The 26,788-nt window shown below is 38.3% G+C and carries 28 protein-coding genes and 2 pseudogenes; 16 read left to right on the top strand and 14 right to left on the bottom strand.

The genetic code is table 11. The features are described from left to right. Positions 1–3 precede the first annotated feature (3 nt). Entirely contained in the window at positions 4–1,344 is a 1,341-nt protein-coding gene (gene pmbA, locus AACL31_RS17315) for a metalloprotease PmbA (RefSeq protein WP_310511866.1), read from the top strand. Between the two features lie 303 nt (positions 1,345–1,647). Here the strand turns inward: pmbA and npr are convergent, their stop codons facing one another. The 10 genes from npr to kdsD all read right to left on the bottom strand — a co-directional run bounded on the left by npr (position 1,648) and on the right by kdsD (position 8,683). Next, positions 1,648–1,920: a PTS phosphocarrier protein NPr gene (gene npr, locus AACL31_RS17310; protein ID WP_310511865.1), complete on the bottom strand. Its 273-nt coding sequence runs from the start codon at positions 1,918–1,920 to the stop codon at positions 1,648–1,650. Continuing rightward, positions 1,917–2,771, bottom strand: coding sequence for an RNase adapter RapZ (gene rapZ, locus AACL31_RS17305; RefSeq protein WP_180816359.1), 855 nt, complete (start codon positions 2,769–2,771; stop codon positions 1,917–1,919). Before rapZ ends, npr begins: the two co-directional genes overlap by 4 nt. A gap of 66 nt (positions 2,772–2,837) precedes the next feature. After that, positions 2,838–3,305, bottom strand: a complete 468-nt coding sequence (ptsN, locus tag AACL31_RS17300) for a PTS IIA-like nitrogen regulatory protein PtsN (protein ID WP_032115660.1) — start codon at positions 3,303–3,305, stop codon at positions 2,838–2,840. Between the two features lie 120 nt (positions 3,306–3,425). Continuing rightward, entirely contained in the window at positions 3,426–3,713 is a 288-nt protein-coding gene (gene hpf / locus AACL31_RS17295) for a ribosome hibernation-promoting factor, HPF/YfiA family (protein WP_310511864.1), read from the bottom strand. 22 nt (positions 3,714–3,735) lie between these two features. Further along, a complete protein-coding gene (gene rpoN / locus AACL31_RS17290) occupies positions 3,736–5,175 on the bottom strand; it encodes an RNA polymerase factor sigma-54 (protein ID WP_310511862.1) in 1,440 nt (479 codons plus the stop codon). Positions 5,176–5,239: 64 nt separating this feature from the next. Continuing rightward, complete coding sequence (gene lptB, locus AACL31_RS17285; RefSeq protein ID WP_032115663.1) at positions 5,240–5,965, bottom strand: LPS export ABC transporter ATP-binding protein; 726 nt, start codon at positions 5,963–5,965, stop codon at positions 5,240–5,242. A 6-nt stretch (positions 5,966–5,971) separates the two neighbouring features. After that, positions 5,972–6,526 carry a lipopolysaccharide ABC transporter substrate-binding protein LptA gene (gene lptA, locus AACL31_RS17280; RefSeq protein WP_310511861.1) on the bottom strand — a complete coding sequence of 185 codons (555 nt, stop codon included), beginning with the start codon at positions 6,524–6,526 and terminating at the stop codon, positions 5,972–5,974. Continuing rightward, entirely contained in the window at positions 6,527–7,117 is a 591-nt protein-coding gene (gene lptC / locus AACL31_RS17275) for an LPS export ABC transporter periplasmic protein LptC (protein WP_310511860.1), read from the bottom strand. A gap of 17 nt (positions 7,118–7,134) precedes the next feature. After that, entirely contained in the window at positions 7,135–7,698 is a 564-nt protein-coding gene (gene kdsC, locus AACL31_RS17270) for a 3-deoxy-manno-octulosonate-8-phosphatase KdsC (RefSeq protein ID WP_310511859.1), read from the bottom strand. Between the two features lie 16 nt (positions 7,699–7,714). Beyond that, the gene (gene kdsD / locus AACL31_RS17265; RefSeq protein ID WP_409013920.1) at positions 7,715–8,683 is read right to left on the bottom strand and encodes an arabinose-5-phosphate isomerase KdsD; all 969 of its coding nucleotides are present in this window, start codon (positions 8,681–8,683) and stop codon (positions 7,715–7,717) included. Positions 8,684–8,990: 307 nt separating this feature from the next. Here kdsD and mlaF point away from each other — a divergent pair, with 307 nt between their 5' ends. From mlaF to murA, 7 genes are all read left to right on the top strand, one after another. After that, positions 8,991–9,794 carry a phospholipid ABC transporter ATP-binding protein MlaF gene (gene mlaF / locus AACL31_RS17260; protein ID WP_310511858.1) on the top strand — a complete coding sequence of 268 codons (804 nt, stop codon included), beginning with the start codon at positions 8,991–8,993 and terminating at the stop codon, positions 9,792–9,794. Positions 9,795–9,801: 7 nt separating this feature from the next. Further along, a complete protein-coding gene (mlaE, locus tag AACL31_RS17255; RefSeq protein WP_032115712.1) occupies positions 9,802–10,584 on the top strand; it encodes a lipid asymmetry maintenance ABC transporter permease subunit MlaE in 783 nt (260 codons plus the stop codon). 3 nt (positions 10,585–10,587) lie between these two features. After that, the gene (gene mlaD / locus AACL31_RS17250) at positions 10,588–11,121 is read left to right on the top strand and encodes an outer membrane lipid asymmetry maintenance protein MlaD (RefSeq protein ID WP_310511857.1); all 534 of its coding nucleotides are present in this window, start codon (positions 10,588–10,590) and stop codon (positions 11,119–11,121) included. A 37-nt stretch (positions 11,122–11,158) separates the two neighbouring features. Further along, positions 11,159–11,791: a phospholipid-binding protein MlaC gene (gene mlaC, locus AACL31_RS17245; protein ID WP_310511856.1), complete on the top strand. Its 633-nt coding sequence runs from the start codon at positions 11,159–11,161 to the stop codon at positions 11,789–11,791. After that, entirely contained in the window at positions 11,788–12,072 is a 285-nt protein-coding gene (gene mlaB, locus AACL31_RS17240; RefSeq protein WP_032115669.1) for a lipid asymmetry maintenance protein MlaB, read from the top strand. The genes mlaC and mlaB overlap by 4 nt, the downstream gene beginning before the upstream one ends. A 147-nt stretch (positions 12,073–12,219) precedes the next feature. After that, positions 12,220–12,474 carry a BolA family iron metabolism protein IbaG gene (ibaG, locus tag AACL31_RS17235; RefSeq protein WP_032115713.1) on the top strand — a complete coding sequence of 85 codons (255 nt, stop codon included), beginning with the start codon at positions 12,220–12,222 and terminating at the stop codon, positions 12,472–12,474. 51 nt (positions 12,475–12,525) lie between these two features. After that, positions 12,526–13,791 carry a UDP-N-acetylglucosamine 1-carboxyvinyltransferase gene (murA, locus tag AACL31_RS17230; RefSeq protein WP_310511855.1) on the top strand — a complete coding sequence of 422 codons (1,266 nt, stop codon included), beginning with the start codon at positions 12,526–12,528 and terminating at the stop codon, positions 13,789–13,791. A gap of 55 nt (positions 13,792–13,846) precedes the next feature. On the opposite strand, the gene degS is transcribed toward murA, so the two are convergent. The 3 genes from degS to zapG form a co-directional block, all read right to left on the bottom strand. Next, positions 13,847–14,920, bottom strand: coding sequence for an outer membrane-stress sensor serine endopeptidase DegS (gene degS / locus AACL31_RS17225; RefSeq protein ID WP_310511854.1), 1,074 nt, complete (start codon positions 14,918–14,920; stop codon positions 13,847–13,849). A 100-nt stretch (positions 14,921–15,020) separates the two neighbouring features. Beyond that, positions 15,021–16,439, bottom strand: a complete 1,419-nt coding sequence (locus AACL31_RS17220) for a Do family serine endopeptidase (RefSeq protein WP_310511891.1) — start codon at positions 16,437–16,439, stop codon at positions 15,021–15,023. Between the two features lie 244 nt (positions 16,440–16,683). Further along, a complete protein-coding gene (zapG, locus tag AACL31_RS17215) occupies positions 16,684–17,088 on the bottom strand; it encodes a Z-ring associated protein ZapG (protein WP_290607030.1) in 405 nt (134 codons plus the stop codon). A 224-nt stretch (positions 17,089–17,312) separates the two neighbouring features. On the opposite strand from zapG, the gene zapE reads away from it, so the two are divergent. The 7 genes and pseudogenes from zapE (at position 17,313) to elbB (ending at position 24,515) form a co-directional block, all read left to right on the top strand. Next, complete coding sequence (zapE, locus tag AACL31_RS17210; protein ID WP_310511853.1) at positions 17,313–18,425, top strand: cell division protein ZapE; 1,113 nt, start codon at positions 17,313–17,315, stop codon at positions 18,423–18,425. 250 nt (positions 18,426–18,675) lie between these two features. Continuing rightward, positions 18,676–19,104, top strand: a complete 429-nt coding sequence (rplM, locus tag AACL31_RS17205; RefSeq protein WP_310511852.1) for a 50S ribosomal protein L13 — start codon at positions 18,676–18,678, stop codon at positions 19,102–19,104. Positions 19,105–19,122: 18 nt separating this feature from the next. After that, a complete protein-coding gene (gene rpsI, locus AACL31_RS17200; protein WP_310511851.1) occupies positions 19,123–19,515 on the top strand; it encodes a 30S ribosomal protein S9 in 393 nt (130 codons plus the stop codon). 395 nt (positions 19,516–19,910) lie between these two features. After that, a complete protein-coding gene (gene sspA / locus AACL31_RS17195; RefSeq protein WP_032115676.1) occupies positions 19,911–20,552 on the top strand; it encodes a stringent starvation protein SspA in 642 nt (213 codons plus the stop codon). 6 nt (positions 20,553–20,558) lie between these two features. Next, positions 20,559–21,050, top strand: coding sequence for a ClpXP protease specificity-enhancing factor (gene sspB, locus AACL31_RS17190; protein WP_310509686.1), 492 nt, complete (start codon positions 20,559–20,561; stop codon positions 21,048–21,050). Positions 21,051–21,284: 234 nt separating this feature from the next. Beyond that, the gene (gene arcB, locus AACL31_RS17185) at positions 21,285–23,711 is read left to right on the top strand and encodes an aerobic respiration two-component sensor histidine kinase ArcB (RefSeq protein ID WP_310511850.1); all 2,427 of its coding nucleotides are present in this window, start codon (positions 21,285–21,287) and stop codon (positions 23,709–23,711) included. Between the two features lie 147 nt (positions 23,712–23,858). Beyond that, positions 23,859–24,515: pseudogene (gene elbB / locus AACL31_RS17180) on the top strand (isoprenoid biosynthesis glyoxalase ElbB). Between the two features lie 283 nt (positions 24,516–24,798). Here elbB and AACL31_RS17175 read toward each other — a convergent pair. Continuing rightward, complete coding sequence (locus AACL31_RS17175; protein ID WP_339053442.1) at positions 24,799–26,004, bottom strand: IS91 family transposase; 1,206 nt, start codon at positions 26,002–26,004, stop codon at positions 24,799–24,801. Between the two features lie 89 nt (positions 26,005–26,093). Here AACL31_RS17175 and mtgA point away from each other — a divergent pair. Next, positions 26,094–26,669: pseudogene (mtgA, locus tag AACL31_RS17170) on the top strand (monofunctional biosynthetic peptidoglycan transglycosylase); the annotation flags it as partial. Between the last annotated feature and the right edge of the window lie 119 nt (positions 26,670–26,788).

The raw sequence follows: 26,788 nt of genomic DNA, 5'->3' as shown, positions 1-26,788 counted from the left end.
TCAATGAGTTTGACGGAACAGGTTTTATTACAACGTAAACAATTAGAAGAAACAGTTGCATATGCATTATCAATCGCCAAAAAGAGTTGTGATGCAGCTGAAGTGGCTATTAATAAATCAACAGGTATCAGTGTAAGTACACGTTTTGGTGAAACTGAAAATATTGAATTTAATAGTGATGGTGCTCTTGGCATTACGGTTTATCATAAACAACGTAAAGGTAGTGCATCGTCCACTAATTTACATCCAACAGCGATTAAGCGTACTGTGCAAGCCGCTATTGATATTGCACAGTATACTTCGGAAGATCCTTTTGCTGGTTTGGCAGACGCTGACCTTTTGGCTTATCAATCACCTGATTTAAAACTCTTTTATCCCTTTGATATTGATGCTGAAAAAGCGATCCAATTGGCAGGTCAAGCGGAGATGTCGGCTTTAAATGCGGATAAAAGAATTAAAAATACTGAAGGTGGAAGTTTTAATAGTCATTATGGCATTAGAGTGTTTGGTAATACTCACGGAATGTTACAGAGCTATTGCTCCAGTCGGCACTCAATGTCAAGTTGTGTGATTGCTCAGGAGAATGATGGAATGGAGCGCGATTATGCTTATTCCATTGCCCCTCGATTAGAGGATTTGCAATCACCTCAATGGGTTGGACAGGAGGCTGCTCGCCGAACTGTCGCCAGGCTTTCACCGCGTAAATTATCAACTATGAAGACACCGGTCATTTTTGCTGCTGAGGTAGCAACCGGTTTATTTGGTCACCTGGTTGGTGCGATTAGTGGTACAAGTATTTATCGTAGATCCTCTTTTTTATTAGACAGCCTTGGTAAGCAAATTTTTCCTTCTTGGTTAACCATTAAGGAGAAGCCACATCTGATTAGCGGACTAGCGTCATCTCCCTTTGATAGTGAAGGTGTGAACACTAGTCAACGTAATATTATTGAGCAAGGGATATTACAAACTTGGTTATTGACCAGTTATTCAGCACGTAAGCTTGGCTTACAGAGTACTGGTCATGCTTGTGGTATTCATAACTGGCATATAGCCGGCCAGGGGTTAGATTTTACTGCTTTATTGCGAGAAATGGGGACGGGGTTAGTTGTTACTGAATTGATGGGGCAGGGAGTTAGCTCGGTAACGGGGGATTATTCTCGGGGAGCAGCCGGTTTTTGGGTTGAAAACGGCGTAATACAATATCCTGTCAGTGAAATTACTATTGCTGGCAATCTAAAACAGATGTGGGCTAATATCGTAACAATAGGCAACGATATTGAAACTCGCAGTAATATTCAATGTGGTTCGGTATTATTACCAGAAATGCATGTTGCTGGTCAGTAAATTTTGCTAATAATTGCTGTCGTTGAATGAGAAGATTTGGCCGGATTGAACGGTTAAAATGATAGGCATTTACAGCAAGAGCAGAAATTACCAGATGACGGAGAAGTTATCGATGGGGTTGATGCCAACTCAGTAGCATTTTAGTGTGGCAGAATGACTTTTACTCAATTTGCCACAGTATATTAAATGGCATTGAAAGAATAATAGTGTTAGCAGATATCGCGTAATTTTGAGGTAGTTGATAGCGGTGAAAAGTGGCTGTCTAATAACGTTGATTTAATTAAACTTTTTGAAAGAGACTGGTTAATCGTCTTCAAGTTTATGATGAAAAAGTTGAATAATTGCTGCTAGTGCCTGCTCTTCATCTGGACCGGTTACTTCAATATCGATATAACTACCTTGTTCTGAGTCTAACATTAACATCGCTATAACACTATCTGCTTGAGCTTCTATATTATGGCAATTGCGCAACAGCACTGTAGATTTAAATTGTTGGATTAGTTCACAGAGCATCATTGCTGGCCTGGCATGCATACCCTGTTGATTTTTTATAATAATGCGGTGATAGACAGTCATGACTTTCTCTTTTCTAACGTCCGATGACGCGACTGAACATTTTTGCCTCTAGAACGAAAGTAATCAGCCAGTTGTTCGGCAACATAAACTGAACGGTGTTTACCTCCGGTACAACCGATAGCAATCGTCAAATAGCTACGGTTATTAGATTCTAACATTGGTAACCATAATTCAAGATAACTACGGGTTTGATAGATAAAGTTATGCACTTCTGTGTGTCGGTCAAGAAAGGCAGCAACAGGACGATCTAGACCTGTCATAGGACGTAATTTAGGATCCCAATGTGGGTTAGGTAAAAAACGGACATCAAACACATAATCTGCATCGATCGGAATACCATGTTTAAAGCCAAAGGATTCGAAAACCATGGTCAATTCACGTTCCCGTTTACCTAATAAACGAGCTCTAAGCATTTCAGCCAGTTCATGTACTGACATTTCAGAGGTGTCGATAACTAAATCTGCGCGTGAGCGGAGTGGCTCTAATAGATCATTTTCTTCATCAATAGCATTTTCTAATGATAAATTTTTATTGGAGAGTGGATGTAAACGGCGTGTATCACTATATCTTCTGATCAGCGTATTACGATCTGCATCAAGAAAAAGTAATTGTGGGGAAAAACTAGCCGGTAGATTTTTTAACGCATTCTCGAAAATTGTTGGGTTGTCTGGCATATTACGAACATCGATACTCACGGCCGCAGAAGTTTGTCGTTCAGCAAGTGAATTTGCTAATTCTGGCAGTAAAATAACGGGCAGATTGTCAACACAATAAAAACCCATATCCTCCAGTGCCCGTAGAGCAACTGATTTACCTGAACCAGAACGGCCACTGACTATCATCAGCACCATGAGTCATACCCCTTAAGTTTCTTCACAATGAAAAATCATTATTTGGCTTAGATTTTTAGAAACCAGTTATTCAGTAATGATTTTATAGAGTTCATCATTACTTTGCGCAGCGCGTAAACGACGACATAGGTTCTTATCAGCTAACCGTTTGGCAATTAAAGAGAGAGTATGTAAATGTGTTTTACATTGCTCTGAAGGAACTAATAATGCAAACAGTAAATCGACTGACTGATTATCAATGGCATCAAAAGCAATAGGTTCATCTAAATGGAGAAAAACACCAACTGCGTCGGATGAATTGTTTTCATTTAATTTGCCATGTGGGATTGCAATACCTCCACCGATACCGGTTGTGCCGACTTTTTCACGGGTTAATAATGAGTCAAAAACGACACTTTCAGGTACATTCAGTGCAATTGCAGCAACTTCACTAATAATTTCTAGTGCTCGTTTTTTACTCGTACAATGTACATTATTTAGTGTACATGATGGTGTTAATACCGAGCTTAATGATAATTTTTTTTCACTGTTCATTGGATTTATTCACTTAGGGCAATTATACCAGATATCCATAATGAATATCTGGCATGGACGATACTAACATCGATAATCTACATTTAGTGTCATAGTGCCCTTGTTGTTTAATAACACAGATTAATGTTGTTTCAATTTTTCTTTGTATTTAGTAAGCTGGCGCACCATTTTTTCTACCATGGCATCAATTGCCGCATACATATCATCTTCTTGAGCAGAAGCATGTAGTTCTGCTGCATTTACTTTCGCCGTTGCCTCAGCAATTTGATTAAATTTCTGTACTTTTAAAATTACATGAATAGCATTGATATGGTCAAAATGTTGTTCAAATTTTGAACACTTTTCTTCCACGGTTTGGCGTAATGCTTCTGTAATTTTAATATTTTGGCCAGTAATTTGAAATTCCATAGTATCTTCCTTCTCAGTTAATTCAAATCAGTTTTTTACGCTGATTCGAGGGTGGAATGGATAGAGACTCTCGATATTTAGCAACTGTACGACGAGCAATTTGAATACCCTGTTCTGCTAGTATGCTCGTTAATTTGTTATCACTCAAGGGTTTTGCAGGGTTCTCTGCCGCAATGAGTTTTTTTACTAGCGCGCGTATAGCGATAGAAGAGGCTTCTCCTCCGGTATCAGTGTTAACATGGCTAGAAAAAAAGTATTTCAGTTCAAAAATACCTCTTGGACTATGTAGATATTTTTGCGATGTGACACGGGAAATCGTCGATTCGTGCATATCAACCTGATAAGCAATATCCGCTAGTACCATAGGTTTCATATGCTCTTCACCATATTCAAAAAACTGTTGTTGATTTTCAACAATACATTGGGCAACTTTTAATAAAGTTTCATTACGACTTTCTAAACTTTTTATTAACCATTTTGCATCTTGTAAGTTGTTACGGATGAATTGGTTATCTTCTTCATTATCAGAGTATTTACCTAGAGAAGCATAATGTTGATTGATTTTTAAGCGTGGAATGTTTTCAGTATTTAGAGCTACTTGCCAGTCATTATCTATTTTGCGCACCAGAGCATCGGGGACAATATATTGTGGTTCATTAGTTTGAATGATTTGCCCAGGTTTAGGATCTAATCGTTGGATCATAGCGATAACTTCTTTCAAGGCCGTTTCTTTTAATTTGGTTTTTCGGCTAAGTTGCCGAAAATCACGATTGCCAAGTAATTCTAAATGGTCGTTAATTATCAGTTTAGCTTCTTTTAGAAAAGGAGTCTCGCGAGGTAACGCTGATAACTGAATTAGTAAGCAGTCTTTTAAATTTTTGGCTGCGACGCCAATCGGATCGAAGTGCTGGATCCGTTTTAATACAATTTCAACTTCTTCCTGGGTAATATCTGCTAGGGCTAAACCCGCGTAAATATCTTCAATAGTGGTGCTTAAATAGCCGGAATCGTCCACAGCATCAATAATGGCGGTGGCAATCGCGGCATCTATTTCAGTAAAAGGTGTTAATGATGCTTGCCAGGATAAATAATCTTGCAACGTTTGCAATGTTTCTCCTTGGTAGATAGGAAAATCATTGTCACTAAAATTATTGGTTAGAGTTGGATAGTTATCTGAGGGGTAAATTTCTTCCCAATTAGTATCTAAAGGTAATTCGCTTGGCACATCATTTTGTTCGATGGCGTCAAAACTATCTAGTGCCGCTGGCTCGTTATCATTAATATCTGATGTTTCAATTTCCTGGTAGAGGTCATCTTGTTCAAGTAAAGGATTGCTTTCAAGAGCTTGCTGAATTTCGTGTTGAAGTTCTAATGTTGAAAGTTGCAACAAACGAATAGCTTGTTGTAGCTGTGGTGTCATCGCCAACTGCTGACTGAGTCGGAGTTGCAAACTCTGTTTCATAAAATTGGCTTAGCCTCTTGGGAATAACATAATAAAAAAATTTACCAACTTTAATTAGTCACGGTTAGAGGCGGAAACCTTCTCCCAAATAGACGCGTTTGACTTGTTCATTTTCTAAAATCGCTTTAGGAGTTCCATGAGCGATAAGATGACCTTGACTGACAATGTAAGCACGTTCACAGACATCTAATGTCTCTCTCACATTGTGATCGGTTATTAATACGCCTAAACCATAATCTCTCAAGTGTTGGATTATTTTTTTTATATCTAATACTGAAATCGGATCAACACCAGCAAAAGGTTCATCTAAAAGAATAAATTTAGGATCAGCCGCTAATGCCCGGGCTATTTCTACCCGGCGACGCTCCCCGCCAGAAAGTGATTGACCGAGGTTATTTCGCAAATGAGTAATACTAAACTCTTCCATCAATTCTTCGGCACGTTGCTGTTTTTCTTCGAATGTTAAATCTTTACGAATTTCTAATACAGCCATCAGATTATCGTAAACGTTTAGCCGGCGAAATATTGAGGCTTCTTGTGGTAAATAACCTATTCCCCTACGAGCCCGTTCGTGAAGCGGCAGCAAACTAATATCTTCATCGTCGATAGCAATTTTTCCAGTATCACGAGGAACGATACCAACTACCATATAGAAGGTTGTCGTTTTACCTGCACCGTTTGGCCCCAGTAAACCAACGATTTCACCTGAACTGACCTCCAGGCTAACGTCTTCAACAACCTTGCGGTTTTTGTATGTTTTTGCCAAATGTTTCGCAGTTAATTTCGCCATTTTTTATTATTTACTCTTACTATTATTTGTACTTTTTACCCCAGGGCCTTTTTCTTGTAATTGGGAAGGTAACAGTATGGTCGTTACTCGTTTCCCTTTATCACTAAATGCTTCCATTTGTTGGGTTGGGACTAAATAGGTAATTTTGTCACCTTTAATATTGCTATCTAGTTGTTCAAGGTAAGCATTACCCGTTAGGATGACCAGATCTTTCTCCATTTCATAACGTATTTTGTCGCTGTGACCTTTGATCGGTTTACCATCATCTTGTAATTGATAGAAATTGGCTGGCGTACCATAGGCTTCGACAACCATCTTTTTGGCATCGCCGTTCGGACGGGTGACAACGACTTTATCAGCTCGAACATCTATAGAACCTTGTTTTATGACAACATTTTCTGTAAATGTGGTAATATTTTTTTCTAAATCAAGTGACTGTTTAACTGAATCAATCTGAATGGGTTGTTGAGAATCACTTTTCAGCGCTATTGCTGGCAAGCTTAATATGAATATTGAACTAGTCAATGCTACATTAATGAAGATCTTTTTTGCCAATATCATTTAGTTGTTTCCTTCGGGAGCTGTTTGCTTATTGGGGATTTCATAATAGGTTTTAACATCTTCAATTAACTCAGCGGTATGCGTTCTCATATTACCGCGCATTTTCATACCCACTGATCGTAAACCGATACCAATTACTGTGACTTTATCATCAGATGAAACATCCTGGGTAATTAGGTTAACGATGGCATTTTCCGTCAAAATTTTTTGTAAATCTGAAGTTGGATTTAAGCTATTTACTTGAACATTACCATATAAATAGAGCATGTTGTCGTTGGTTAATTTGGCTTTATTGGAGCGTACGGCCCAAGTGGGGATACTTTTTGTGTCATAAGTTGTTAATACTGGATTAATAAACCAGCTGGTTTTATTACTCGAAAAGTGGTGCGTCTCATCCGTTATCAGCTTATAGGCCAATTTACTCATTGGATCATAGACATGGGTAATGGCATTACCAGTTTGATAATTTGGTTGGCTGTTATCAACCATAGCGGGTGCTTTTGATTGATTAAAATCAGCTAAGTTCCAGCCAATAAGCGCTAAAACAATTAGTGTTAATATAATGTTAAGCCAAAACTTAAATTTGCTCATCGTTGTTTCATTTTTGCCTATATTGATAAACCGTGGGCATTTTCTATCTTATCTTGAGCAAGCAGGATCAGATCACAAATTTCACGTACCGCACCTTTGCCGCCTGCTTGATATGTAACATAATGCGCTTTACTTAACAACATTGGATGCGCGTCAGCTACAGCAACCGAAAGCCCTATCTGCGACATGACAGGCCAGTCAATTAAATCATCACCAATATAAGCAATCTGTTGAGGTTGGAGTTTTAATCGGGTTATCAGATCATTATAAGCTAATTTTTTTTCACTTTGCCCTTGGTAAAGATAATTAATACCGAGTGTTTTGGCACGATCTTCCAATAATTTAGCTTTACGACCAGTAATAATGGCAACTTCAATTGCAGAGGTCAGTAAACAGCGGATACCATAACCATCTTTTACATTGAATGCTTTTAGTTCTTCACCATTATTCCCCATATAAATTAAGCCATCTGTCATGACACCATCAACATCACAAATTAGTAATTTTATAAGACGTGCTTTTTCAATGATATGTTGGTCTATTGGGCCATAACAGGTTGTGATTTTATTATCATTATTCATGTATTATTTCCAATAATTATATGATGCCAGCTTGCAAAAGATCATGCAGATGAATAACACCAATAAGTGTATCTGCTTTTGCCACCAGTAAGGAAGTAATATGGTGGTGTTGCATCAAATTTAAGGCGTCAATCGCTAGCATATCGGGTTTTACCCTAATACCACCGGCTGTCATTACATCGGTAATTTTGGCATTATTTAAGTCAATATTCATTGCAAAGACGCGTCGTAAGTCACCATCGGTAAAAATACCTTCAATTTGCATTTCTTCATTACAAATCACAACCATACCTAGTTTTTTGCGAGTAATTTCCACTAATGCTTGCTGTAATGTTGCCTGTTTCATGACATTTGGAATATTTTTCCCAGTATGCATTAGGTCACTCACTCTTAATAAAAGTTTGCGGCCCAATGTGCCACCTGGATGAGAAAGTGCAAAATCTTCAGCAGTAAAACCCCGCGCTTCAAGTAAAGCGACCGCAATAGCATCTCCCATAACTAACATCGCGGTTGTGCTTGTTGTTGGCGCTAGACCTAATGGACAAGCTTCCTGCGGTACTTTGATACAAAGGTGAAAATCTGCCGCTTTTCCCATGCTACTATCAGGATTTTTTGTCATACAAATTAACGCAATGTGTTGGCGTTTTAACACAGGAATGAGTGCTAATATTTCATTTGACTCACCGGAATTAGAAATAGCCAGAACAATATCTTGACGACTAATCATGCCTAAATCACCATGACTGGCTTCTCCTGGATGGACAAAAAAAGCCGGTGTTCCTGTACTGGCTAATGTGGCTGCAATCTTACGGCCAATATGGCCTGATTTACCCATCCCCATAACAACGACTTTGCCAGTACATTTGAAAATCAGTTCACAAGCTTGGTTAAAATCATCATTGATATATTGCTCCAAATTGGCAAGCCCGCTATGTTCAATCTCCAATACCTTCTTCGCTGTTTTTTGAAAATCAATTTCAGACATTTTTATTCCCCAATTTGATATAACTAATTTAATTATATGGGTTAATAGATGTTTAGTAAGACTCGTTTTTTCATATCACTCGCTTTGTATTGCGGTCATCAATATATTATCCGTACGTTGTATTATTAGAAAAAATAGCATTTTTCACTATGATGACATTTGAAAATTTGTTTATTGTGACGATGTAATGAACAAAAGTAAAATTGGCAATAATATTGATAGCGAATATATGCTAGTTTTTAGGTAATATGTTCCATACTGAGTAAATATACTTAAATGATAATTAGACAGAAAGGCTATTATCGTCATGAAGAAGTCTGTAGATAATATCATAGAAATCAAAGATATGTCTTTTATTCGGGGTCAACGGCTGATTTTTACCGATATGAGCTTGACGATCCCCAGGGGAAAAATTACGGCAATCATGGGGCCATCAGGTATTGGAAAAACAACGTTGCTACGTTTGATTGGTGGACAATTACAGCCAGATAAGGGAGAAATTTGGTTTGATGGTGTTAATATTCCAACACTATCACGCGCGGAACTTTATGCTGCTCGCAAGAAAATGAGTATGTTGTTTCAGTCAGGTGCCTTGTTTACTGATATGAATGTTTTTGACAATGTTGCTTTCCCTTTACGTGAACATACTGTTTTAGCAGCAGAAATTATTCGAACAGTGGTCATGATGAAACTAGAAGCAGTCGGGTTGAGAGGTGCGGCCAATCTTATGCCAGCTGAACTATCAGGTGGTATGGCGCGACGAGCAGCATTGGCACGCGCTATTGCCCTTGATCCACAATTAATTCTATTTGATGAACCTTTTGTTGGGCAAGATCCGATAACCATGGGAGTTTTGGTTAAACTTATTGATGAACTTAATCATGCATTAGGTATTACTTGTGTTATTGTTTCTCACGATGTGCCAGAAGTGTTGAGCATAGCGGATAAAGCTTATATTGTTGCAGAGCAACATGTTATTGCTGAAGGTACAGCGAAAGAATTGCAACAAAATAAGGATGCGCGGGTTAGGCAGTTTCTTGATGGTATAGCAGATGGTCCGGTACCATTTAAGTTTCCGTCAGGAAATTATGCAGCAGATTTATTAGGGTGATGGGATGATACTAATTGATACATTAGCCGCATTAGGCCATCGTTCACTAGCTATGGTGGCGACATTTGGTCGTGCTGGCTATTTGTTATGTCGGGCCTTATTTGGCAAACCTGAATTTGCAAAACAATGGCCATTATTAATAAAACAGCTCTACAATGTAGGAGTCTTATCTTTATTAATTATTGCTGTATCGGGATTATTCATTGGCATGGTACTTGGTTTACAAGGATATTTAGTCTTGACCATGTTTAGTGCTGAATCCAGTCTTGGCATGATGGTCGCTCTTTCTTTATTAAGGGAGCTAGGGCCAGTGGTGACCGCACTTTTATTTGCTGGCAGAGCAGGTTCTGCATTAACGGCAGAAATAGGATTGATGAAAGCAACAGAGCAGATCTCTAGTTTGGAAATGATGGCGGTTGATCCATTACGTCGAGTTATCGCGCCACGTTTTTGGGCCGGACTGATCAGTATGCCATTACTGGCATTAATTTTTGTCGCCGTAGGCATATTAGGTGGTGCGCTAGTCGGTGTCGATTGGAAAGGAATTGATGAAGGCTTTTTTTGGTCATCGATGCAATCTGCTATTGAGTGGAAAAAGGATATTCTCAACTGTTTTATTAAAAGTGTGGTATTCGCTTTTACAGTCAGCTGGATAGCTTTATTTAATGGTTATGATGCCATCCCAACATCGGAAGGGATAAGTCGTGCAACAACCAGAACCGTTGTTCATTCTTCATTAGCTGTGTTGGGTTTAGATTTTGTGCTTACTGCACTGATGTTTGGGAATTAATTCATGCAAAGTAAGAAAAGTGAAATTCTAGTTGGACTATTTGTTTTGATTGCATTAGCTGCAATTGTCTTTTTATGTTTAAAAGTTGCAGATATTAAATCATTTGGTAATCAACCGACTTATAAAGTTACTGCCTCTTTTACCAATGTAGGCGGATTGAAAGTAAACTCGCCGGTAAAAATAGGTGGTGTGGTGGTTGGCCGAATAGTCGATATTATGTTGGATAAGAAAACTTATACGCCACGTGTTACCTTAGCGATTTTTAGTCAATATGATAATATTCCTGATAACAGCTCATTGTCGATACTTACTGCGGGATTATTAGGTGAGCAGTTTTTAGCACTCAATGTGGGTTTTTATGATCCGGATATGGGAATTACCTTTCTTAAGGACGGTGGACGCATCGAAGATACTAAACCGGCCATAATATTGGAAGATTTAATTGGGCAATTCTTATATAAAAGTGGCGATCCTAATCGTTCGAATAGAGCAAGCTCAGTTTCCGGAAATAACGAAAAATCTTCCACGACACCATGATGAACAATCTAATATGATAAGAAAAGGAACCTATTTTATGTTTAAACGTTTCTTAATAGTGGCTTTGTTAGTGGTTGCTCCGTTTGCGATGGCGATAGATCAAACCAACCCATATAAACTGATGCAAGAAGCCGCTGCTAAAACTTTTACTCGCTTAAAAAATGAGCAGCCTATGATCCGGCAAAATCCAGATTACTTACGCAGGGTTGTTCGTGAAGAACTTATGCCTTATGTACAAATTAAGTATGCAGGAGCATTAGTCTTAGGATCTTATTATAGTAGTGCAACCCCGTCACAACGGGATGCTTATTTTCAGGCGATTGAAGCCTATTTGGAACAAGCTTATGGGCAAGCTTTGGCAATGTATCATGGGCAACAATATCAAATTGCGCCTGAACAACCGCTGGGTGATAGGAATGTGGTTGCTATTCGGGTAACAATTACCGATCCACAGGGCCGACCACCTGTACGTCTTGATTTTCAATGGCGTAAAAATAGCAAAACTGGCTATTGGCAGGCTTATGATATGATTACTGAAGGTGTTAGTTTAATTACAACTAAACAAAACGAATGGGCTAATATTTTACGTACTAAAGGTATTGACGGTTTGACACAAGTGTTGCTCAATAGTGCAAAAAATCCCATTACGCTGGAAAATAAAAAATCATGATACCCATGTTGACTTGGGAGCAGAAAGGTCAAATGTTGATTTTAACCGGTGAGCTTGATCGTGATACTCTACCCGCTTTTTGGCAACAGAGAAATCAGTTGCTAAAAGGTATTAATGCGATTAATGTTTCCCAGTTATCTCATATCGATTCTACCGGACTCGCTATGTTTATTAGGTTAAAATCAGAACAGCAGTCAGAGAATAAATGGGTATTTGAAGGTATTAGTGAGCGTTTTAAGACCCTTATTAGGCTTTATAAACTTGAGGATTTTATGAACTAATTGGGTCATAAATTTTAAAAATAGTTTATATATAAAGCAAACGCTCTTGTGCATTTTTATGCCAAGGGCGTTTTGTTTGATTTGCAGCAGATGATAGATCGATTAGGATAGATGGATTGTCTTTTAATGTTAGAGTTGAGTTTAATTATGGATACAAATGAAATAAAGCAAGTATTAATAGAACAATTGAAACTTGATGAAGTGATTGTCAATGGCGAAGGTAGTCATTTTCAAATAATTGCTGTTGGTGAAATGTTTGACGGTATGAGTCGGGTTAAGCAGCAGCAAGTGATTTATGCACCACTAATGGAATATATTGCAGATAATCGGATCCATGCATTATCAATTAAAGCTTATACCCCCGCGGAATGGAAAAGAGATCGTAAGCTTAATGGTTTTTAAGACTATACTTTTGCATTAATAATATAAATATTACTCATAGAGAATTTCTAGATGGACAAGTTTCGATTGAAGGGGCCAACCCGTTTGATGGGAGAGGTCTCGATTTTTGGTGCAAAAAATGCGGCACTACCGATATTGTTTGCATCGCTTTTAGCAGAAGAACCCGTTGAATTACAAAATGTTCCAAAGCTAAAAGATATTGATACAACAATTGAATTACTTAATCAGTTAGGTACAAAAGTTGAGCGTAATGGCGCTATTTTTGTTGACGCACGAGGTATTAATAAATTTTGTGCTCCTTATGAATTAGTCAAGACGATGCGTGCATCTATTTGGGCTTTGGCGCCATTAGTGACTCGTTTCGGTCAAGGCCAAGTATCTTTACCGGGAGGATGTGCGATTGGTGCGCGTCCAGTTGATTTGCATATTGCCGGGCTTGAACAACTTGGTGCCAAAATTACCTTAGATGAAGGTTATGTTAAAGCATCGGTCGATGGTCGTTTGCAAGGCGCCAATATTGTTATGGATAAAGTTAGTGTCGGCGCCACCGTGTCTATTATGACGGCTGCAACTCTGGCAGAGGGAAAAACCGTTATTGAAAACGCAGCTCGTGAACCTGAAGTTGAAGACACAGCCAACTTTTTAAATTCATTAGGGGCAAAGATCACGGGTGCAGGTACTGACAGCATTATTATTGAAGGAGTTGCGCGCTTAGGTGGTGGTATTTATCGAATTTTACCTGATCGGATTGAAACAGGTACATTTCTGGTTGCAGCTGCTATCTCTGGAGGTAAAGTAATCTGTCGCAATACTAAACCAGCTACATTGGATGCAGTATTAGCTAAATTACGTGAGGCGGGTGCAGAGATTGAAATTGGCGAGGATTGGATCCAGCTGGATATGCATGGTAAGCGGCCAAAAGCAGTGACTATCAGAACAGAACCGCATCCAGGCTTTCCAACCGATATGCAGGCACAATTTAGCTTACTTAATTTAGTGGCTGAAGGTGTTAGTACAATAACAGAAACTATTTTTGAAAATCGTTTTATGCATATCCCTGAGTTAATTCGTATGGGAGCCCATGCGGAAATAGAAGGAAATACCGTTGTTTGTCATGGTGTTGAACAACTTATGGGTGCACAAGTCATGGCTACCGATTTACGGGCATCTGCTAGTTTAGTACTTGCTGGATGTATTGCGAAAGGAAAAACGACTGTTGATCGGATTTATCATATCGATAGGGGATATGAGAAAATAGAAGAAAAGCTACGTAGTTTAGGGGCCAATATAGAACGTATTACTGCAAAGAAAATATAACCTGCTATTTTACTAAGGTAAAAATCAGTAGCTTTGTTAGACTGCTGATTCTTACTTATTGTAGTAATGATTTACCTTCATTGTACTCTTCAATTTTAACGTGGACAGTCATTGTTTTTTCGTTGCGCAGTAGTGTGACAGGGACGATACTGCCCGGACTAATTTCAGCAACTTGATCCATTGTTTCCGCAGCCGAGATAACCGGTTGATCATTAACAGAAATAATAATGTCACCGACTTGAATACCAGCATTTTCTGCCGGGCCATTTGCCGCGACCTGAAAAATACGTAGCCCTTTAATTTGATTAATATCGTTATTGTTGGAGCGAATACGGGGTAAGTCCCGCGCAGTGATACCGATAAAACCGCGGATCACTCGCCCATCACGAATAAGTTTCTCCATAATTTTAGTTGCTAATTCTGTTGGAATAGCAAAACCTAATCCCTCAGGCGTAAAACCATTTTCTGAATGATCAAATGAGAGTGTATTAATTCCCATCAATTCACCTTCAGTATTAATTAGCGCTCCGCCTGAATTTCCATGATTAATAGACGCATCGGTTTGTAGAAAATTCTGTCGGCGGGTAGGGCTAAGTCCTACCCGTCCAGTGGCGCTAATAATTCCTTGTGTCACTGTTTGTCCTAAATTATAGGGGTTACCGATGGCTAACACGATATCGCCAACGTGCGCTTTACGTTGTGGGTTAATCGGAATCACAGGAAGATTTTCGGCGTCTATTTTTAAAACAGCCAAGTCTGTTAAGCTATCTGAGCCAACGATGAGTGCGTCAAAAATTAATCCATCAGGCAGTGCAATCTGAATTTGATCCGCGTTATTAACGACATGTCTGTTGGTAATAATATAACCGTTACTGCTCATAATGACACCAGAGCCTAATGCAGTTAATTCGCGCCCATTTTGGGAAAAACTACCGGTCCCGCTGCTATAAACATAGACAACTGCAGGTGCTGCTCTACGTACCGCTTTACTATAACTAATTGGTTGCTCATCTTTTTTACCGTCAAGGAGGTCAGTGAGTCCTTTTGGGCGTATAGATGGAATAGCCATTAGCAAAATAGTAGCGATAACAAGCCCTACAATGACGGCACGAAAAAGCTTGATGAACATAGTAAGTATTCTGTAATAAAAGATAAACGAGATAATAAAATAGCAGGATACCATAAATACAAACAGGTATGATAGTTAACAGTACCTGTTTGCTGGGTGATTAATTGAATATATTATTACCGCGAAGTAATAAATAGATATTTTGATCACCACGTAAAATATTTAATGCTAAAGCGGTAGGTTTAGTTTCAATAATTTTACGCAGTTGATTAATATTTTCTATCCGTTGTTCGTTGGCACTAATAATAAGATCACCTTTTGCCAGGCCAAGCATGGCTGCAGGTGAATTAGACGAAACGTTATCGACCTTGACACCTTTAGTGCCTTTGATTGTACTATTGCTTAAAGTGGCTCCCATTAGTGACGTGGTTAAAACTTCGGCTTTCGTACTGCTGGAATCACTATCTTCTAAGGTAACATTCACCTCCATTGGCTTGCCTTTACGTAGTAGACCGATGGTGATCTGCTTACCGATTTCACTAGTGCCAATTTTAGCTCTCAATTCAGCGAAGCTATTGATATATTTGTTATTAATCGAAACCAAAATATCACCAGATTGAATGCCTGCTTTAGCTGCTGCAGAATTTGGTATCACTTCACTGACAAATGCCCCTTTTTGCACATCAATCTTCAATGCTTTCGCTACATCAGAAGTCATTTCAGTGCCTTTGATCCCTAGCAATCCACGTTTTACTTCACCATGTTTGATAATTTGATCACTAAGAGATTTAGCCATATTGGATGGAATGGCAAAGCCAATACCAATATTACCCCCACCAGGCGCTAAAATAGCGGTATTAATACCAATTAGTTCACCATTGAGATTAACTAATGCGCCACCTGAGTTACCTCTATTAATAGAAGCGTCAGTTTGAATAAAATTTTCCAGACCTTCTACATTTAAACCACTACGACCCAATGCAGAAATAATGCCTGATGTTGCTGTTTGACCTAAACCGAAAGGGTTACCAACAGCAACAGCAAAATCACCAACTCGCAGTTTATTGGAGTCAGCTATTTTAATCGCCACTAAGTTCAATTTTTTCAGATTTGCTGTACTTGAATCTTTGATTTGTAATAGGGCGATATCTGTTTGAGGATCACGGCCGATAAGCTTAACGTCAATTTCTCTGCCATCATTAAGCTGAATTTGGATGCTATTAGCATTATCGATGACATGGTTATTAGTTAGGATATAACCTTTTTCAGCATCAATAATAACCCCGGAGCCTAATCCTTCAAAAGGGCGAATACTTTGTTGTTGTGAGGGAAAGTTGGGCCCAAAAAAGAATTTAAATTCTTCGGGTAGCTGTTGATTTTGAACACGTGTTCCAGATACACGAATACTAACTACGGCAGGAAGTACTTTTTCTAGCATTGGTGCTAGGCTAGGTAATTCTTGACCAGATGATAAAGCAATTGGTGGCATTGATGCAGCATGACTTACTGCAGGTATATTTATGAGTGAAAGACTGATACTCATAGCTAATATAGTTAAAAAATGTTTCTCTTTTTTCATCATGAATTCAATTCTCTTACATACCTAATTTATTTAAGGTAATTTGCTATCCTGGATAGAAAAGGCCTCAGCAGGTTTAAGACTTTAAATTATGCAAAAAAGTTCAGCCAACAGATAGTAGTAATCGTTTTTTTACATGTATTTACATGATATTAATTTTTTACAACAAAATAACTCTATCAGGTGGATATGCTATCATCAAAATTAGGTAAAGATGCAATTTTATTAATATATCAAACCTAATTTACCTTCTTTTTTCTTTTATTGTGCGAAATAAGCCAGAAGAACCTTCAGAGTAATCTTTAGGTGGTAAATTAACGGGAGCTTGATCATTGTCTGATTCTGATTCAGTCAAACGATAGTTAAAAGGGTTGTTTTGTATTGGCATATCAGGCATCAATTCATGAGAACTTTTTGCCATATGCTGGTAGAGTTGACGATAATCTTGCGCCATGTTATCGAGTAACTCTGCACTACGCGCAAAATGGCTGACCAATTCTTTACGATATTCTTCCAATTCATGGTTTTTCTTTTCAAGTTCAGCTTGTAAAGCTTGTTGGTTGCGTAGCTTGGTATTGCCGAAGCGAACTACTAGTGCACCAATAATGAAACCTACAATTAGACCGATTAGTGCATATTCCCAAGTCATGTTGACTCCTTCATTAACAAAACAACATTTATTTTCATAGAAATAGATTCACAGTATAGCAGTCACTATACCTGTTAAAAGGCTATAAGTGAAAGTGGGAAAAGTTATTGCTAATGATTTCATAGTATTTTGCGGTATTAAAGTAGTAAAGATTATCGATATAATGTTTATGATTGGTTTCATTGGTCAATTAAATTATGACATTTTTAAGGAGTATCACGTTGATGGCATTGTTGACTCCCACTAAACTTTACCAACAGTTTTTGGCTACCGGTGATTATCAATTTGATGAGGTGCAAAGTAAGACGATAGCACGTTTAGATATTATTCATCATCAGTTGCTTAATAAAACATCCCAGTTATCATTGAAAAATAAAATTGGCCAATTATTTGCTAAGAAACCTCATACAAATCGTGAGCCTGTGCAGGGATTATATATGTGGGGAGGTGTCGGCCGAGGTAAAACTTGGCTAATGGATCTCTTTTATCAGAGTTTACCGGATGGCAGAAAATTACGCTTACATTTTCATCGTTTCATGTGGCGAGTGCAGAATGAAATGATAGAGTTACAAGGTCAGCCAGATCCATTGAAAATTATTGCCGATAGATTTAAAAAACAGACCGATGTTTTATGCTTTGATGAGTTTTTTGTCTCTGATATTACTGATGCCATGATTTTGGCAACGTTATTGAAAGCTTTATTTGCCAGAGGCATTTGCTTAATAGCAACGTCTAATATTCATCCAGATGAACTCTATCGAAATGGATTGCAACGAACACGTTTTCTACCCGCAATCGAACAAATTAAAAAATATTGTGACATTATCAATGTTGATGCAGGTATTGATTATCGTTTACGTACCTTGAAGCAAGCGGGTCTTTATCTTACGCCAATTGATGAAGCGAACTGCAATCGTATGGATGAGATATTTATTAAATTAGCTGGCAAATCTGGAGTTAGGTTTCCTATTCTTGAGATTAATCATCGTACTATGCCGGCAATCTGTACCGCAGAAGGCATTTTATCGATTGAATTTAAGGTATTATGTGAAGATGCACGTAGTCAAAATGACTATATCGTCTTAGCAAAAGATTATCATACGGTACTACTGTATAATGTTTTGTTGATGTCAGAACTCCATGAAGATGTAGCCAGGCGTTTTCTCGCTCTGATTGATGAATTTTATGAACGAAAAGTTAAGTTGATTATTAATGCTGAGGTAGCAATGGATAAACTTTACCAAGGGCATTTGTTACGTTTTGAATATCAACGCTGTTTATCAAGATTGCAAGAAATGCAGAGTGAGGAATACCTAAAATTACCTCATATAGCTTGATTAGCGGGTAATAATACAATAAATTGACGAGAAATTTATTTTTTGGGTCGATTTTTGGCAAAAATTTCTCTATAATCTTGCCACCCCACGTTACAGCAAGTTTTTTATTTCCCAAAAATCTTGCATTAATGTCAGTTTGACTACTCGAAGGGGTAGGATTTACTGGACAAAAATTAGCGTGAACATGCTGAAGTATTTTTATAAAATATGACTGTTCGCCAACATGTAACTTATATATGGGTAAGCTTTAATGAAAACTTTTACAGCTAAACCAGAAACCGTAAAACGCGACTGGTACGTTGTTGATGCAGATGGAAAAACTTTAGGCCGTCTTGCAACTGAAATTGCTCGTCGTTTGCGCGGCAAGCATAAAGCGGAATATACTCCGCATGTCGATACTGGTGATTACATCATTGTTGTTAATGCAAAAAAAGTTGCTGTTACTGGTAACAAGCGTGAAGACAAAATCTACTATCGCCATACTGGTTATATCGGTGGTATCAAACAAGCGACCTTCGAAGAAATGATTGCCCGTCACCCTGAGCGTGTAATTGAAATTGCGGTTAAAGGTATGCTACCCAAAGGACCTATTGGTCGTGCGATGTACCGTAAAATGAAAGTTTATGCGGGTAGTGATCACAACCACGCGGCACAGCAGCCGCAAGTTTTTGACATTTAATCGGGATGGATATAGGCAATGGCTGAAAATCAATACTACGGCACTGGTCGCCGCAAAAGCTCTTCCGCACGTGTCTTCATTAAGTCAGGTAGCGGTAATATTACTATCAATCAACGCAGCTTAGAAGAATATTTTGGCCGCGAAACGGCGCGAATGGTTGTTCGCCAACCGTTAGAATTGGTTGATATGTTGCAGAAACTGGATCTATACATTACCGTTAAAGGTGGTGGGATTTCTGGTCAGGCAGGTGCAATCCGTCATGGTATTACACGTGCATTGATGGGATATGACGAGACACTACGTTCAGAACTACGTAAAGCTGGGTTTGTTACTCGTGATGCGCGTTCTGTTGAGCGTAAGAAAGTGGGACTGCGTAAAGCACGTCGTTGTCCACAATACTCTAAACGTTAATTTCTTGTTTTTACAACAAATTAGTAATAAAAAGCCCGCCTTTAGGCGGGTTTTTAGCATGTTATAAATTTATATTATCTTGCGATTATTAATTTAATTTTTTTGTTATTAATTTTTTCAATAAAAAATTGCTTTAATTTTGTACATTTATCATAAAATCTTGTCAAACTTTCCCCCATATTGAACAAAATCTGATAGACTATAGGCCATTATTTTCTTATCTATTTCTCACCTGATTTGGTGGAAATAACATGTATTAATTGTAGTTTAATAAATAAAGGTCAAATGTCTGTTAACCGAGTAAATTGGTTCACCAGCATTTTAAACATGTAAGAATGGCCTGATTAATTATATTATGGCTGTTTATTCTTTTTTAATAAAACTTGGAGGTTTTCATGGCTGTCGCTGCCAACAAACGTTCGGTAATGACACTGTTTTCCGGCCCGACCGACATATTTAGCCATCAAGTGCGGATCGTATTGGCAGAAAAGGGCGTGAGCGTTGAGATTGAGAATGTTGAAGCGGGTAATTTGCCTCAAGATTTGATTGATCTAAATCCTTACCAAACAGTACCAACGCTGGTTGATAGAGAATTAACATTGTATGATTCCCGTGTTGTTATGGAATATCTTGATGAACGCTTTCCGCATCCACCATTGATGCCTGTTTATCCCGTTGCTCGTGGTAATAGTCGTTTGATGATACATCGGATAGACAAGGATTGGTATTCTTTGATGTATAAGATTGAAAATAAGGATCCTCAAGCTGATGCTGCCCGTAAGCAGTTAAGGGAGGAACTGATAGCTATCTCGCCAATTTTTAAAGAAAGACCGTTTTTTATGAGCGAAGAATTTAGTCTAGTTGATTGCTATTTAGCTCCCCTTTTATGGCGTTTACCTTACTGGAAGATCGACATCCCTAAAGGAAAAGAAACAGAGGGCATTCGTTCTTATATGGAACGTGTATTTGAGCGAGACTCTTTCCTTGCTTCATTAACTGAAGCTGAGCGTGAGATGCTTTTATCTACCACAGGTTAATTTATTATGGAATTGTTAGGAATGTCGCCACGTCGTCCTTACCTTCTTAGGGCTCATTATGAATGGCTTCTCGACAATAATATGACACCCCATTTAGTTGTGGATGTTAATATTTTTGGCGTAAATGTACCGATGGAATATGCGAATAAAGGACAGATTATTTTAAATATTACACCTTCTGCTGTCGGTAATTTAGAACTGACTAATGAAATTGTCAGCTTCAATGCCCGTTTTGGTGGCGTTCCTCGCCATGTTGAAGTACCTATGAGCGCTATTATTGCTATCTATGGGCGCGAAAATGGGGCAGGAATGATGTTTGAACCTGAGCCAGAATATGAGGATGGTGCAGGTAATTCTATTGCTCAAAGTGAAAATTTAGTACTGGTTAGTGATACTGAGTTGTCAAACGAAGCGCAAGAAATAACGCCGATTTCATCTTCTGATGATGAGCCGCCGATGCCACCGAAAGGACGCCCGACGCTACGTGTTATAAAATAAGGTATCTCATGATTGAGGGGGGAGTATCAAATACTGCCCTTTTTTCTTTTTTAAATCTATATTTTTTGTTTATTAAATTTTTATTTATCTGATAATTATTAAATTTCGTTTATAAATTAATTCATTATTCATGAAAATCTAAATGTAAATTATCCCTCATAATGTATGTTAGATCCCTCTGTTTTTTATCTATATAAGTTATGATTTAAGCTGATTTTTTGTATCGGAGTGTGTATGAAGCTGCTTAAAGGACTTGCTCAATATTATGTTGATTTAATGATGAAGCTTGGCTTAATTGGATTTTCCTTACTATTAGCCACAGCACTTGTCGTATTAGCTATGGTATTACAGATCGCGGTTGATATTTTATTATATGGCAATGTTCATAATATTGATTTGGTTCGCTCTATCTTTTTTGGATTGATTATTACGCCTTGGGCGGTCTATTTTCTTTCTGTTGTGGTCGAACAACTTGAAGAGTCTCGTCGTCGTTTATCAGGCATGGTTGATAAATTAGAAGTTATGCGTAAGCGTGATGCCGAGCTTACTGACAAACTTAAAGGAAATATTGCTCAGCTCAATTTGGAAATTGCAGAGCGTGAAAAAATACAAAAGGCGCATTTAGAATTATTAGAAAAATTGCAAAAAGAGATGAAGCGCCGAGAGCAGACACAACTTGAGTTTGAACAGCAGTCTATATTATTACAATCATTTTTAGATGCATCACTTGATCTTGTTTATTATCGTGATGAAAATAATGATTTTTCTTGTTGTAATCGAGCAATGGAATTATTGACAGGTCGCAGTGAAAAGCAGCTTATTGGGCTAACTTATCGTGAAATTTATGGTGAGGAAGTTGCCGAAAAGGAGCTAGAAACTGATGAAAAAGTATTTCGTCATAATGTGTCATTGACCTATGAACAATGGTTGGTATATCCCGATGGACGGAAAGCATGCTTTGAAATACGTAAAGTCCCGTTTTATGATCGGGTTGGAAAACGCCATGGGTTAGTAGGGTTTGTTCGCGATATTACCGAGCGTAAGCATTATCAGGAAGCGTTAGAAAATGCCAGTAGGGATAAGACAACGTTTATTTCAACCATCAGCCATGAGCTTCGTACGCCGCTTAATGGGATTGTTGGACTGAGTCGTATATTACTCGATACTGAATTAACCGATGAACAAACAAATTATTTGAAAACTATTCATGTCAGCGCTATTACTTTAGGTAATATTTTCAATGATATTATTGAGATGGATAAGATTGAACGCCGCAAGGTTAGTTTAAATAGTCAACAAATTGATTTTAATGAATTTATTTCTGATCTTGAAAATTTATCGGGGCTTTTAGTACAACCTAAAAATTTAAAATTTATCTTAGAAGTAAAAGAAAATTTACCGAGCAAGATCATTACTGATGCAACACGGTTACGGCAAATACTATGGAATTTAATTGGTAATGCCGTCAGATTTACTCAACAGGGTGAGATAAAAGTTCGTATTTGGTATGAAGGACATGAGCAACTTTTTATTCAGGTTATTGATAGTGGTATTGGCATCCCAAAAGAGGAGCAAAAAAAAATTTTTGCCATGTACTATCAGGTAAAGGGTAGTGCTGGTGGCCGACCAGAAACGGGTACTGGAATTGGTCTTGCTGTTTCTAAACGGTTAGCGCAAAGCATGGGGGGAGATATACAGGTCGATAGTACATTAGGGGTAGGTTCTTGCTTCACTGTATCCGTTATAGCGCCCATTGTAGCAAAAACGGTTGAAACGCCAACACCAGAAGCTGTTTTACTACCTAAGTTGCATATTCTTTTAGTGGAAGATATTGAATTAAATATCATCGTCGCACGATCTGTATTAGAAAAATTAGGCCATACCGTTGATGTTGCTATGAATGGAAAAGAAGCACTAAAAATGTTCAAAATTGGTAGTTACGATTTGGTTTTATTGGATATCCAACTACCTGATATGACCGGTCTCGATATTGCACGTCAGTTTCGTCAAATCTATGCTAATGATAAACTTCCACCTTTAATTGCATTAACAGCTAATGTATTGAAAGACAAAAAAGAGTATCTTGCTGCCGGTATGGATGATGTATTGAGTAAACCACTGTCGGTAAGTGCATTAATAAAGATTATTGAAAAATATTTGACTGATTGTAAAAATAAATCCATCAACATTCCGCTAAAACAACTTGCCAATCATGATGACGTATTAGATATCAATATGCTCAACCAATATTTCGAATTAGTTGGACCAAAACTGATTGAAGAGAGCATAAAGATCTTTGAAAATGTGATGCCAGGATACCTATCTTTATTGGATTCTAATATTGTGGCCAAAGACCGAAATGGGATTGTTGTAGAAGCCCACAAAATTAAAGGTGCAGCAGGTGCAGTTGGTTTGCGCCATCTCCAGCAGTTAGCTCAACAGCTCCAATCTCCTGATTTACCTGCCTGGTGGGATAATATTCAGGAATGGTTTGATGAATTAAAAGTAGATTGGCAAAAAGATGTTAAAGTTTTGAAACGATGGTTAGTCGGCGCTGAAAAAAATAACCCCAACCGAAGTTGGGGTGCGCGAATATTGCGGCAACACCAGGAAAATCGTTTTTTACTCACCAATTATGATATGAATAAATGTAGATGGTGAGTAAAATAGAAACCTTTATTTTTTTGTCAGCCAATCAACATAACAAATATAATTGTTTTTGTTACAAGATTCATTAAAATTTGTGATCAAGTTCCATGTTATCACATTAAATGAATTAGTAACAATCTACTACAAATGGAGTCAAATATGAAACCTATTGCAGTAATTTTAAGCGGATGTGGTGTATTCGATGGCAGCGAAATTCATGAATCAGTACTTACTATGTTATCTTTGAGTAAAAATGATGTTGAAATATGTTTTTTGCACCTAATAGATAGCAACTAGATGTTATTAATCATATAAATGGAGAAAAAAATCAAGAAAAAAGGAACATAATGGTAGAGTCTGCACGTATTTCTCGTGGGAAAATTGCGCCTTTATCATCTGCTGATGCAAATAAATTTAGTGCAGTCATTATTCCTGGTGGTTTTGGGGTGGCAAAAAATTTATCTAATTTTGCTATTAAAGGAAGTGATTGTGAAATAGATAAAGATTTATTAACATTTTGTCGCGAAATTCATTAACAAGGTAAGCCCATGGGATTGATGTGTATTGCGCCTGTTATGTTACCTAAAATTTTAAACAAAGCGGTAAAGTTAACAATAGGCAATGATAAAAAAAACTATTGCTCAAATAGAACAAATGGGAGGAACACATATTATTTGTTCCTTTGATGATATTGTGGTTGATGAAGATAATAAAGTAATAACAACACCCGCTTATATGTTAGCATCATCACCAAATGAAGCATGGCAAGGAATTAATAAATTAGTTAAAAAAGTAATTGAACTGGCAAGCCGTTAGTTATGTTAGTTTACTTATTATTATTATGGCATTGGTTAAAAAGAGCATTATTAATCTTATTTTCTTGTTGGTTAATAACGATTTTCATTTTCAAATTTTTGCCTGTTCCGTTTTCGATGGTCATGCTAGATGGTTAGGAAATTGAATGTTAATTATTTCTTTTTTTCTGGCCTTAATTGCTGATACGGATGACCGATCTCTAGTTTCACCATCAAGTAGTCGCCTGGCTTTTCGTCAACCAGAGGTTTTTTTATACAATAAATTGAATTTAGTTAGATCTTCCCTACGCGGTTTTCCGTAACCATCGCGCCTTTTTGACTATCTTACGGCGCATTTCCAGTAATACTTCTGCTCTGATACCCACCTGTACGCTGTTAAAAATCATCCGGCTCCCACATAATATGCATTGATACGGATCCACATTCGTAAAGTGTTTCATCAGCGACGCAAAGCCCGGTTTATGCGGTTTTTTCTTCACCTGCATACCCAGTGCCGCATAGACTTTCGGCAGCAAAATACCCCGTTTCCGGTTGGCCAGAAAGCCGTAATACCGCACCATCTTAAAATGCTGTGACGGGATATGGCTGATGTAGCGCAACAACATTGCTTCCTGGCTCAGATATTGGGTGCGGTGCTTTCCCGTCCGGTGATCATAGTAATGATGGACAACAGTGCCGCCGTTATAATGACGCAGTTTTGAGGCTGCAACCGGCGGGCGTTTCAGGTAACGGCCAAGATAATTGACATTTTGTCGGGCATGTTTGGTTTTTTTCGCAAAGTGAATTTTCCAGCGCCGCTGGTACTGTGATTCCAGAAACTGACACCATTCCCGGTAGTCGCGGATATGCACATAGCCGGCAGCAGGTAAATTCAGCCCGCCGTAATTCTCTCGAAGTAACGCGATGACAGCCCGGCGCCAGTACCGCTCTACTACTTTCTTTTTGAAGAAAACCGGTCGCCAGACGTCGTGTTTGCGGCATAATCCGCCGCGGGTCACCGATAAATGGATATGCGGGTGTTGGTTAAGCTGACGCCCGTAAGTATGCAGGGCGACAAACAACCCGATTTCGATATTGAGTTTTTCTGCCCATTTCAGCAGGGTTCGAGCGGCACAGGCAAACAACTGATTCAGTAATGGCCAGTTGTGATTAAATGCCGGCCAGAGTTTATCGGGCATAGTGAAAGTGATGTGCTGCCATTCGCAGTCTGGCAAAATGTGTTGCTGCTCGGCTATCCACTGTTCGGTGGCTTTCATCCCGCAGGCGCTGCAGCCTTTGCTTTTGCAGCTCTGACAGAAATATTTGGTGTGCGGGCAGTCAGGGGAGTCGCAGCAATAACGACGGATACCCATAGCACCGGTGCCACAGGCGAGCATCCGTTCGACGACCAGTTTAGTCCATTCGGGAACGGAAGAGCCGTATTTCATGAGTAACCGGTTCCAGCCGTCATCTATCTGGAAGAGAAGTTTTGCGGGTCGGGGAATATACATACACCGGATTATAACGGGAGGTGGTTACTAAGGACAGCCATTTACTTACAGCGTCTTAGCTCCCGACGCAGGCGGGCTACTGTCCTTCGTTATCATTAAATTTTTCTTATACTTCTCGTTCCGCTTGGGTTGAGCTTAATGCCATCTCACCGAACATGTTAATTGCAGCGATTGCCGCAGAAGATCAAAATTTCCCAAATCATTGGGGATTTGATTTTCAGGCAATAGAAAGCGCTATCAACCAAAATTCGGCTAGTAAAAAACCTATTAGAGGAGCTTCAACTATAACTCAACAAGTTGTAAAAAATCTTTGGTTATGGGATGGACGAAGCTGGCTTCGTAAAGGTGTTGAAGCTATCATGACGCCAATAATTGAAGTTATGTGGTCTAAAAAGCGGATTTTGACGATTTATTTGAATATTGCTGAGTTCGGTGAGGGTATTTTTGGCGTAGAAGAAGCAGCAAAATATTATTTTAAAAAGCCGGCAAATCAATTAAATGCAGTTGAAGCTACACGATTAGCTGCGGTTTTACCAAATCCGTTAGCTTATCAAGTAAAAAAACCATCTAATGATTTATTAATTCGTCAAGCGTGGATACTTCAGCAAATGCAGCAATTAGGTAATAAGAATTTTCTGAAAAAACATGGCTTCATTGCTGACTGAATAGCTTATCAGAATATAGTAATGAAATTTTTATTTTTTTAGTATTTTATTCTGAAAATATCAGTCCTGTTACTGGCTTCATATTTGATTGCTAAATAATAACTTTAATCATCATTTGA

The organism is Arsenophonus endosymbiont of Crataerina pallida, from assembly GCF_964020125.1.
GTDB lineage: Bacteria > Pseudomonadota > Gammaproteobacteria > Enterobacterales > Enterobacteriaceae > Arsenophonus > Arsenophonus nilaparvatae.
The sequence above is the reverse complement of the archived record's forward strand: the minus strand, read 5'-3'. Positions and strand labels throughout refer to the sequence as shown.

Excerpts from the sequence above, each read along its gene's own strand:
- rpsI (WP_310511851.1), top strand. The coding sequence starts at position 19,123 with ATGGCTGAAAATCAATACTACGGCACTGGTCGCCGCAAAAGCTCTTCC.
- rpoN (WP_310511862.1), bottom strand. The coding sequence starts at position 5,175 with ATGAAACAGAGTTTGCAACTCCGACTCAGTCAGCAGTTGGCGATGACA.
- hpf (WP_310511864.1), bottom strand. The coding sequence starts at position 3,713 with ATGGAATTTCAAATTACTGGCCAAAATATTAAAATTACAGAAGCATTA.
- mlaF (WP_310511858.1), top strand. The coding sequence starts at position 8,991 with ATGAAGAAGTCTGTAGATAATATCATAGAAATCAAAGATATGTCTTTT.
- kdsD (WP_409013920.1), bottom strand. The coding sequence starts at position 8,683 with ATGTCTGAAATTGATTTTCAAAAAACAGCGAAGAAGGTATTGGAGATT.
- lptB (WP_032115663.1), bottom strand. The coding sequence starts at position 5,965 with ATGGCGAAATTAACTGCGAAACATTTGGCAAAAACATACAAAAACCGC.
- AACL31_RS17220 (WP_310511891.1), bottom strand. The coding sequence starts at position 16,439 with ATGAAAAAAGAGAAACATTTTTTAACTATATTAGCTATGAGTATCAGT.
- npr (WP_310511865.1), bottom strand. The coding sequence starts at position 1,920 with ATGACTGTCTATCACCGCATTATTATAAAAAATCAACAGGGTATGCAT.
- mlaB (WP_032115669.1), top strand. The coding sequence starts at position 11,788 with ATGATACCCATGTTGACTTGGGAGCAGAAAGGTCAAATGTTGATTTTA.
- pmbA (WP_310511866.1), top strand. The coding sequence starts at position 4 with ATGAGTTTGACGGAACAGGTTTTATTACAACGTAAACAATTAGAAGAA.
- sspB (WP_310509686.1), top strand. The coding sequence starts at position 20,559 with ATGGAATTGTTAGGAATGTCGCCACGTCGTCCTTACCTTCTTAGGGCT.
- murA (WP_310511855.1), top strand. The coding sequence starts at position 12,526 with ATGGACAAGTTTCGATTGAAGGGGCCAACCCGTTTGATGGGAGAGGTC.
- ptsN (WP_032115660.1), bottom strand. The coding sequence starts at position 3,305 with ATGAACAGTGAAAAAAAATTATCATTAAGCTCGGTATTAACACCATCA.
- sspA (WP_032115676.1), top strand. The coding sequence starts at position 19,911 with ATGGCTGTCGCTGCCAACAAACGTTCGGTAATGACACTGTTTTCCGGC.
- mlaC (WP_310511856.1), top strand. The coding sequence starts at position 11,159 with ATGTTTAAACGTTTCTTAATAGTGGCTTTGTTAGTGGTTGCTCCGTTT.
- ibaG (WP_032115713.1), top strand. The coding sequence starts at position 12,220 with ATGGATACAAATGAAATAAAGCAAGTATTAATAGAACAATTGAAACTT.
- zapE (WP_310511853.1), top strand. The coding sequence starts at position 17,313 with ATGGCATTGTTGACTCCCACTAAACTTTACCAACAGTTTTTGGCTACC.
- rplM (WP_310511852.1), top strand. The coding sequence starts at position 18,676 with ATGAAAACTTTTACAGCTAAACCAGAAACCGTAAAACGCGACTGGTAC.
- lptA (WP_310511861.1), bottom strand. The coding sequence starts at position 6,526 with ATGATATTGGCAAAAAAGATCTTCATTAATGTAGCATTGACTAGTTCA.
- AACL31_RS17175 (WP_339053442.1), bottom strand. The coding sequence starts at position 26,004 with ATGTATATTCCCCGACCCGCAAAACTTCTCTTCCAGATAGATGACGGC.
- degS (WP_310511854.1), bottom strand. The coding sequence starts at position 14,920 with ATGTTCATCAAGCTTTTTCGTGCCGTCATTGTAGGGCTTGTTATCGCT.
- lptC (WP_310511860.1), bottom strand. The coding sequence starts at position 7,117 with ATGAGCAAATTTAAGTTTTGGCTTAACATTATATTAACACTAATTGTT.
- rapZ (WP_180816359.1), bottom strand. The coding sequence starts at position 2,771 with ATGGTGCTGATGATAGTCAGTGGCCGTTCTGGTTCAGGTAAATCAGTT.
- kdsC (WP_310511859.1), bottom strand. The coding sequence starts at position 7,698 with ATGAATAATGATAATAAAATCACAACCTGTTATGGCCCAATAGACCAA.
- mlaD (WP_310511857.1), top strand. The coding sequence starts at position 10,588 with ATGCAAAGTAAGAAAAGTGAAATTCTAGTTGGACTATTTGTTTTGATT.
- arcB (WP_310511850.1), top strand. The coding sequence starts at position 21,285 with ATGAAGCTGCTTAAAGGACTTGCTCAATATTATGTTGATTTAATGATG.
- zapG (WP_290607030.1), bottom strand. The coding sequence starts at position 17,088 with ATGACTTGGGAATATGCACTAATCGGTCTAATTGTAGGTTTCATTATT.